This is a genomic window from Pseudomonas meliae, assembly GCF_001400515.1.
Classification (GTDB): domain Bacteria; phylum Pseudomonadota; class Gammaproteobacteria; order Pseudomonadales; family Pseudomonadaceae; genus Aquipseudomonas; species Aquipseudomonas amygdali.
Genome location: NZ_LJQT01000295.1, coordinates 4,952 through 11,725, shown reverse-complemented (window position 1 = coordinate 11,725; position 6,774 = coordinate 4,952). Strand labels below are relative to the sequence as shown.

At 58.8% G+C, this 6,774-nt stretch carries 6 protein-coding genes; 3 read left to right on the top strand and 3 right to left on the bottom strand.

Features of this window, described 5'->3' with window-relative positions; genetic code table 11:
* Nucleotides 1–66 precede the first annotated feature (66 nt).
* The 3 genes from ALO64_RS13790 to ALO64_RS13780 all read right to left on the bottom strand — a co-directional run bounded on the left by ALO64_RS13790 (nt 67) and on the right by ALO64_RS13780 (nt 2,424).
* Entirely contained in the window at nt 67–891 is an 825-nt protein-coding gene (locus ALO64_RS13790; RefSeq protein ID WP_005732763.1) for an alpha/beta fold hydrolase, read from the bottom strand.
* 213 nt (nt 892–1,104) lie between these two features.
* Nucleotides 1,105–1,437: a DOPA 4,5-dioxygenase family protein gene (locus tag ALO64_RS13785; protein WP_005732762.1), complete on the bottom strand. Its 333-nt coding sequence runs from the start codon at nt 1,435–1,437 to the stop codon at nt 1,105–1,107.
* A 36-nt stretch (nt 1,438–1,473) separates the two neighbouring features.
* Nucleotides 1,474–2,424, bottom strand: a complete 951-nt coding sequence (locus tag ALO64_RS13780) for a choline sulfate utilization transcriptional regulator (RefSeq protein WP_002551343.1) — start codon at nt 2,422–2,424, stop codon at nt 1,474–1,476.
* A gap of 114 nt (nt 2,425–2,538) precedes the next feature.
* On the opposite strand from ALO64_RS13780, the gene betC reads away from it, so the two are divergent.
* The 3 genes from betC (at nt 2,539) to ALO64_RS13765 (ending at nt 6,753) form a co-directional block, all read left to right on the top strand.
* Entirely contained in the window at nt 2,539–4,044 is a 1,506-nt protein-coding gene (gene betC / locus ALO64_RS13775) for a choline-sulfatase (protein WP_044344901.1), read from the top strand.
* Between the two features lie 37 nt (nt 4,045–4,081).
* On the top strand, nt 4,082–5,008 hold the full coding sequence (locus ALO64_RS13770) for a choline ABC transporter substrate-binding protein (RefSeq protein ID WP_005732760.1): 927 nt from the start codon (nt 4,082–4,084) through the stop codon (nt 5,006–5,008).
* 176 nt (nt 5,009–5,184) lie between these two features.
* The gene (locus tag ALO64_RS13765) at nt 5,185–6,753 is read left to right on the top strand and encodes a SulP family inorganic anion transporter (protein WP_044344900.1); all 1,569 of its coding nucleotides are present in this window, start codon (nt 5,185–5,187) and stop codon (nt 6,751–6,753) included.
* Nucleotides 6,754–6,774: the final 21 nt, after the last annotated feature.

The window sequence follows — 6,774 nt, the reverse complement described above, 5'->3', positions numbered from 1 at the left end:
GCGTCGCATGCCGTTCTGGACGCTCCGCGTCCGATCTTGAGGTCCCAGCGTAGAAACCAGCCCGCCTCAACCCTGCTGCTGATTAACCCGCGCCAAAAACGTCATCAGCGCCCCTGACACAAAATCCGGGTTTTCCAGATTGGCGATATGACCCGCTTCAGGCACCAGCACGTAAGGGCAGCCAATCAGGCTGGCCATCTCACGGGTTTCTTCAGGCGGACGCGGGATGTCAGCATCGCCACACATCACCAGCGTGGTGTCTGCATTCAGTTGCTCTATCAACCCAAGCCGATCGTCACGACCAAAGATCATTCGCCCCAGAGGCACTACAGTCTGGCGCAACTGCTCTGCATTCATACCCGCCAATGCGGAGCGGAACGCCTGATACACCGGCGACTGCGGGTCAATGCCAGGCCGGAAGAAGATCGGCACCACAATGTCCAACAGCGGCTCAGGAAAGGCACCGGCCTCTTCCAGCTTGTCGAGCAACGAGAAATAGTAGGCTTTCTTGGCTTCCGACTCTTTGCCCAGATAAGTGTCCATCAGCACCAGCCCGGTGATGCGCTCTGGCGCGAGCAGCGCAGCAATCGCACCCCACATGCCGCCCACCGACAGCCCGACGATGCTGCAACGCTCGATATTCAAATGATCCAGCAGCGCCAGCGCATGGCGGGCGAGATCATCGAGATTGCGGGTGCCTTCCGGAAAACCGCTGGAATCCCCATGCCCCCAAAGGTCCGGCACAATCACCCGATACCGGCTGGCCAGCGTGTCGATCTGCGCACTCCACATCGCCTTGTCCCAAAGGTAACTGTGACCGAGCAAGACAACCGGCCCGGTGCCTTGGTCAGCGTAGTGAAGGGTCTTACCGTCGATGAGTAGATCCGGCATTTCTGATGATCCTCTGTCTGGTCTTTCAGCATTCATTTCAGGCAGCCCGTGAAAGGCGGCTTATCGATGTTGACGCGTATGCATGACCATTTTGTTGAAATTTGCGCTGCAACGGACCGATTGGTCATTTTTCAGCGGAGCTATCTTACACCGATCTTTTCGACGAGGAATGCGCTTGTAACCACTGAAGGAAAACGGCCGAGAAGCTGGCTATCAGCCACCCAGAGCGCCCAGATTCAAAGGACGAACCGCGCCCATCCAGATGGCATGGTCGGTATGGTCGCGCAGCTCATCGCCCGTCAACGGATGCAGAAAAACCACCAATCCATCGCGATTAAGCGCGAGCCATAAAGTGACATCAGCCAACTGCTCATGCCCGAACGCCAACTGGCAACTCCAGTCCGGATGCGGCCCAACCAGCTTTTGGTGAACGCGGCCCATCTGCAGCGCAAATTTCTCGGTCGCGGCTTCGCACAGGGCTCGGGCCTGGTCCAGGGTCTGGGCGTTGAAATAGATATGGGCGTGGTAGCCGTGGATGTCTTGCATGTATGAGTCCTTCCTGACCAAAAAATGAACGCCTGCTTACACCGCAATCGACGGCAACGGCCTGCCCGCCAGCGAAACCCCGCTCAACGCCTGCTCACTCGCCAGCCAGTCCATGAACTGCTGGACGATCTGCACGCGCCGTTTGCGCTGGGGCAAAACCACGTAATAGCCCTGGCCGGAAATGGCGGCTCCGGCGATGGGGCGGCAGAGCAGGCCTTGGTCGAGGAGGTCGTCGACCAAGTGTTTCCAGCCGATGGCGATGCCTTGTCCGCCAATCGCAGCCTGGATGAGCAGGGTGTAGTTGTCGAAACGCAGCTGGCCGGGGGTAGGGGCCTGGGGGATGTCGAGGGCGCGGAATACGCCTGCCCAGTCGAACCAGTTGTTGCTGCTTTCGCCGCGCAGGTGCAAGAGCGGAAAGTCGCGCAGTGCCTCGTTGGGCAGCGGCGTCTGGCGACCCGTGATCAGTTGCGGGCTGCACACTGGAAAGACTTCTTCGCTGAACAGCCAATGGCTTTCGCCTTGCTTGAAGCGTCCGTCGCCGAACAGTACGGCAACGTCGATATCTGCGCGTAACATGCTGTGGGTACGCTCGCTGGTGACCAGGCTGACATCCACGTCCGGGTTGACCTTGTGGAAACGGTGCAGACGCGGCATCAGCCAGTAGGCGGCGAAGGCAAAGTCGGTCGCCACTTGAAGCACTTCGTGCTGGTGCTGTTCGGTGATCGCTATCAGTCCGCTGTCGATGGATTGCAGGCCAGCCTGCACATGGCTGAACAATATTTCGCCGGCTTCAGTAAGCTCGATGCCGCGATAGATCCGGTCAAACAGGCGGGTGGCCAGCTGTTCTTCAAGGCGCTTGATCTGCTGGCTGACGGCAGGCTGAGTAGTGCCCAGTTCGATAGCCGCCGCAGTGAAGCTGCGCAAGCGAGCCGCAACTTCAAAGGCACGTAGCAGGTCAAGGGACATGTCGCCAAAAGCTTCAAACATAAGCGGTGCTTATCCTAGGCATTGCTGCGCATGGGCTTTACCATCAAACACGACGACTTCATCCTCGTACCCGTCACTTTCGCATAAATTTTCACAATGGGATGCAGCGATTACATGAAGCGCAAAAATATTCTGTTCATCATGGCCGATCAAATGGCCGCGCCAATGTTGCCGTTTTACTCCCGGTCTCCAATCCTGATGCCGAATCTGAGCCGCCTTGCTGCCGACGGCGTGGTGTTCGATTCAGCGTATTGCAACAGTCCTCTGTGCGCACCATCGCGTTTCACACTGGTCAGCGGTCAGCTGCCAAGCAAGATCGGCGCGTACGACAACGCAGCCGATTTCCCCGCTGATATTCCAACCTACGCTCACTATCTGCGTGCGCTGGGCTACAAGACCGCTCTGGCAGGCAAGATGCATTTCTGTGGGCCGGATCAACTGCACGGTTACGAAGAGCGCCTGACCAGTGACATTTACCCGGCCGACTATGGCTGGTCGGTCAACTGGGACGAGCCGGACGTGCGTCCGAGCTGGTATCACAACATGTCCTCAGTGTTGCAGGCCGGCCCGTGCATTCGTACCAACCAGCTGGATTTCGATGAAGAAGTGCTGTTCAAGTCCCAGCAGTATCTGTACGACTACGTACGCCAGGACGGTGATGCGCCTTTCTGCCTGACCGTTTCCATGACTCATCCTCATGATCCGTACACCATTCCCAAGCCGTTCTGGGACCTGTATGCCGACGAAGAGATCCCGATGCCGCCGCCGCACGCCAATCAGGCCGCGCTGGACCCGCATTCGCAACGGCTGCTCAAGGTCTATGACCTGTGGGACAAGCCCATGCCGACCGACAAGATTCGTGATGCGCGCCGCGCCTACTTTGGCGCGTGCAGCTACATCGACCGCAACGTCGGCAAGCTGATGCAGACGCTGGATGAAGTCGGGCTGGCGGAAGACACCATCGTGGTGTTCTCCGGCGATCACGGCGACATGCTGGGCGAGAAGGGCCTCTGGTACAAAATGCACTGGTTCGAAATGGCCGCCCGCGTGCCGTTGGTGGTGTATTCGCCGGGCCAGTTCAAGCCAGGGCGGGTCAGTGCGTCGGTGTCGACTGCCGACTTGCTGCCGACCTTTGTCGAAATGGCCAACGGCAAACTGGACGCCGGGTTGCCACTGGACGGACGCTCGCTGATGCCGCACCTGAAACGCAAGGGCGGGCACGATGAGGTGTTCGGCGAGTACATGGCCGAAGGCACGACCAGCCCGTTGATGATGATCCGTCGCGGCGCTTACAAATTCATCTATTCGGAGCAGGACCCGTGCCTGCTCTTCGATGTGAAGAAGGACCCGAAAGAGCAGAAGGATCTGAGCCAGTCACCCGCCCATGAAAAGCTGTTCAATGACTTCCTGGCTGAAGCTCGAGCCAAGTGGGATATCCCGGCGATACACCAACAGGTGCTCGCCAGCCAGCGCAGAAGGCGCTTCGTCGCCAAATCGCTGGCAACCGGCAAGCTGAAGAGTTGGGATCACCAGCCACTGGTCGACGCCAGTCAGCAGTACATGCGCAACCACATTGATCTGGACGATCTGGAGCGTAAGGCACGTTTTCCGCAACCTTGACCCTGCCCACACCAAAAAAATCAAAAGGGGTACATCAATGAAGAAGTTATCCACAGCCGTTGCGGTCGCGGTCATGACGTTCGGCAGCCTTGCGGCGCAGGCAGAGGACGCAAGTTGCAGCACCGTGAAAATGGCCGATCCGGGCTGGAGTGACATTGGGGCCACCAATGCTATCGCCAGCGTGGTGCTTGAAGGTCTGGGCTACAAGGCCAAGGTCGACACCCTGGCCGTGCCGATTGCCTATGGCGGCCTGAAAGACGGCAAGCTGGATGTTTTTCTGGGTAACTGGATGCCGGCGCAGCAGGGCTTTTACGACAAGTTCGTGGCGACCGGCGATGTAACGCAATTGGCCAGGAACCTTGAAGGCACCGAGTTCACTCTGGCCGTGCCGGACTATGTGTGGGACGCCGGCGTGCATGATTTTGCCGACCTGAATAAATTCGCTGACAAGTTCGACCAGAAGATCTATGGCATTGGCTCTGGCGCACCTGCCAACCTGTCGCTGCAGGAGATCATCAAGAAGAACGAATTCGATCTGGGCAAATGGAAGCTGGTCGAGTCGAGCGAGACGGCGATGCTCGCCGAGGTCAATCGCAACGTGAAGCGCAAGGCGTTTGTGGTCTTCCTCGGCTGGACCCCGCATCCGATGAACGTGCAGATCAAAGGTATGCATTACCTCAAGGGCGGCGAGAAATACTTTGGCGATACCGGTTCGGTCTTCACCCTGACTCGCAAGGGTTATGCGCAAGCCTGTCCAAACGTCGGCAAGCTGCTGACCAATCTGAGCTTCACCCTGGACATGGAAAACAGCATCATGGCCGAAGTGGCGAACAACAAGGTCAGCAACAGCGCAGCGGCAAAGGCCTGGATCAAGGCCAATCCCGCAGTACTGGACACGTGGCTGGAGGGCGTGAAGACGATTGATGGCAAGGATGGGCTGGCGGCGGTGAAAGCCAGGTTGTAGGCGTAAGGTCTTGAGCACGCGGCGTGGCGCAGATCTGTGACGCGGGGCGTCACCCAAGGCATCCCCACGCTGGAGCGTGAGGAACGATAGGTGTCCAACTATCGTGCCCATGCTCCGCGTGGGTATGCCGTTCTGGACGCTCTGCGTCCTCTACGTTCAATTCACTCGAGGGACCGATGCGCTGGCTCAATCGCCATAAAATTCTACCGTTTCTAGCCTGGCTGCCGCAGCAGAGTCGCGCCAGCGTCGGGCGTGATGCGCTGGTGGGCTTGAGCGGTGCCATTCTGGCCCTGCCGCAGTCCATCGCTTACGCACTGATCGCCGGGCTGCCTCCGGAGTACGGTCTGTACGCCGCCATTGTTCCCGTTCTGATCGCCTGTCTGTGGGGCTCGTCCTGGCACCTCATCTGTGGGCCGACCGCGGCTATTTCCATCGTGCTGTATGCCAGTGTCAGTCCGCTCGCCGTTCCGGCCAGTCAGGACTACATAATGTTGATCCTGCTGCTGACGTTCATCGCCGGTGTATTCCAGCTATTGCTTGGGATGATGCGCTTCGGTGCGCTGGTGAATTTCGTTTCGCACTCGGTGGTGCTCGGTTTCACACTGGGCGCTGCAATAGTCATTGCACTCGGGCAGATGCCCAATCTGCTGGGCATTGACCTGCCGAGTCAGACCACCGCCCTTAGAAGCCTGACCGCCGTGTTAGAACATCGTGGAGAGGTCGATCTACCTTCACTGACACTGGGTCTGTTGACCCTGGCGCTGGGCATCGGGCTCAAACTCCTGGTGCCCCGCTGGCCAACCTTATTGATTGCATTGGTATCGAGCAGCCTGTTGGTGTGGCTGTGGCCGGCGATGTTCGGCCATGTCCGTGTGGTCAGTGCCTTCGTTGGCCATCTACCGCCTTTCAGCCCGCTACCGCTGGACCTTGAGCTGATCCTCAAGCTGCTGCCGACAGCAGTGGCGGTGTGCATGCTGGGGCTGGTCAACAGCCTGTCGATTGCCCGCTCGCTGTCGGCACGTTCGCAGCAGATGCTCAACGCCAATCAGGAAGTCCGTGCGCAAGGTCTGTCGAATATGGTCGGCTCGCTGTTTTCCGGCTACCTCTCAGCGGGCTCGTTCACCCGTGCGGCGCTGAGTTACGAGGCGGGTGCGCGTTCGCCGTTGGCCGGCGTTTTTTCGGCGCTATGGGTGGCATTGTTCGCGGTCGCCGGAGCCTCGTTGATCTCGCACATTCCAATCCCGGCCATGGCCGCCTCGATCCTGCTGATCTGCTGGGGCCTGGTGGATCGTCGTGGCATTCGCGCACTGTTCCGTGTCAGCCGCGCCGAGTTTTTCGTGATGGCGCTGACCTGTCTGGCCACCCTGCTGCTGGAGCTGCAAACCGCGATTTATGCCGGTGTGCTGGCCTCGCTGTTCTTCTACCTCAAACGCACCTCACAACCGCGCGTGCAGCAATGGCGCGAAGGCGATGAGGATGTGCTGCGGGTCGGCGGCTCAATCTTTTTCGGTGCCAGCCACTACCTGCAAACCCGCCTGCAACGCACTGAAGGGCTGCGTGTGGTAATCGATGCGCAGCAGATCAACTTCATCGATTACTCAGGCGTGGAAATGCTTCATCAGGAAGCGAGACGTCTGGGCCGTCAGGGGCGATTACTGATCCTGCGCAATGCCAGGCCGCAAGTGATCGAGGAATTGAACAAGCTGGAAGGGCCGCAGAACTGCCCGATTCTTTTTGAGGATTGAGCCATAACTCATCGTCCTGAC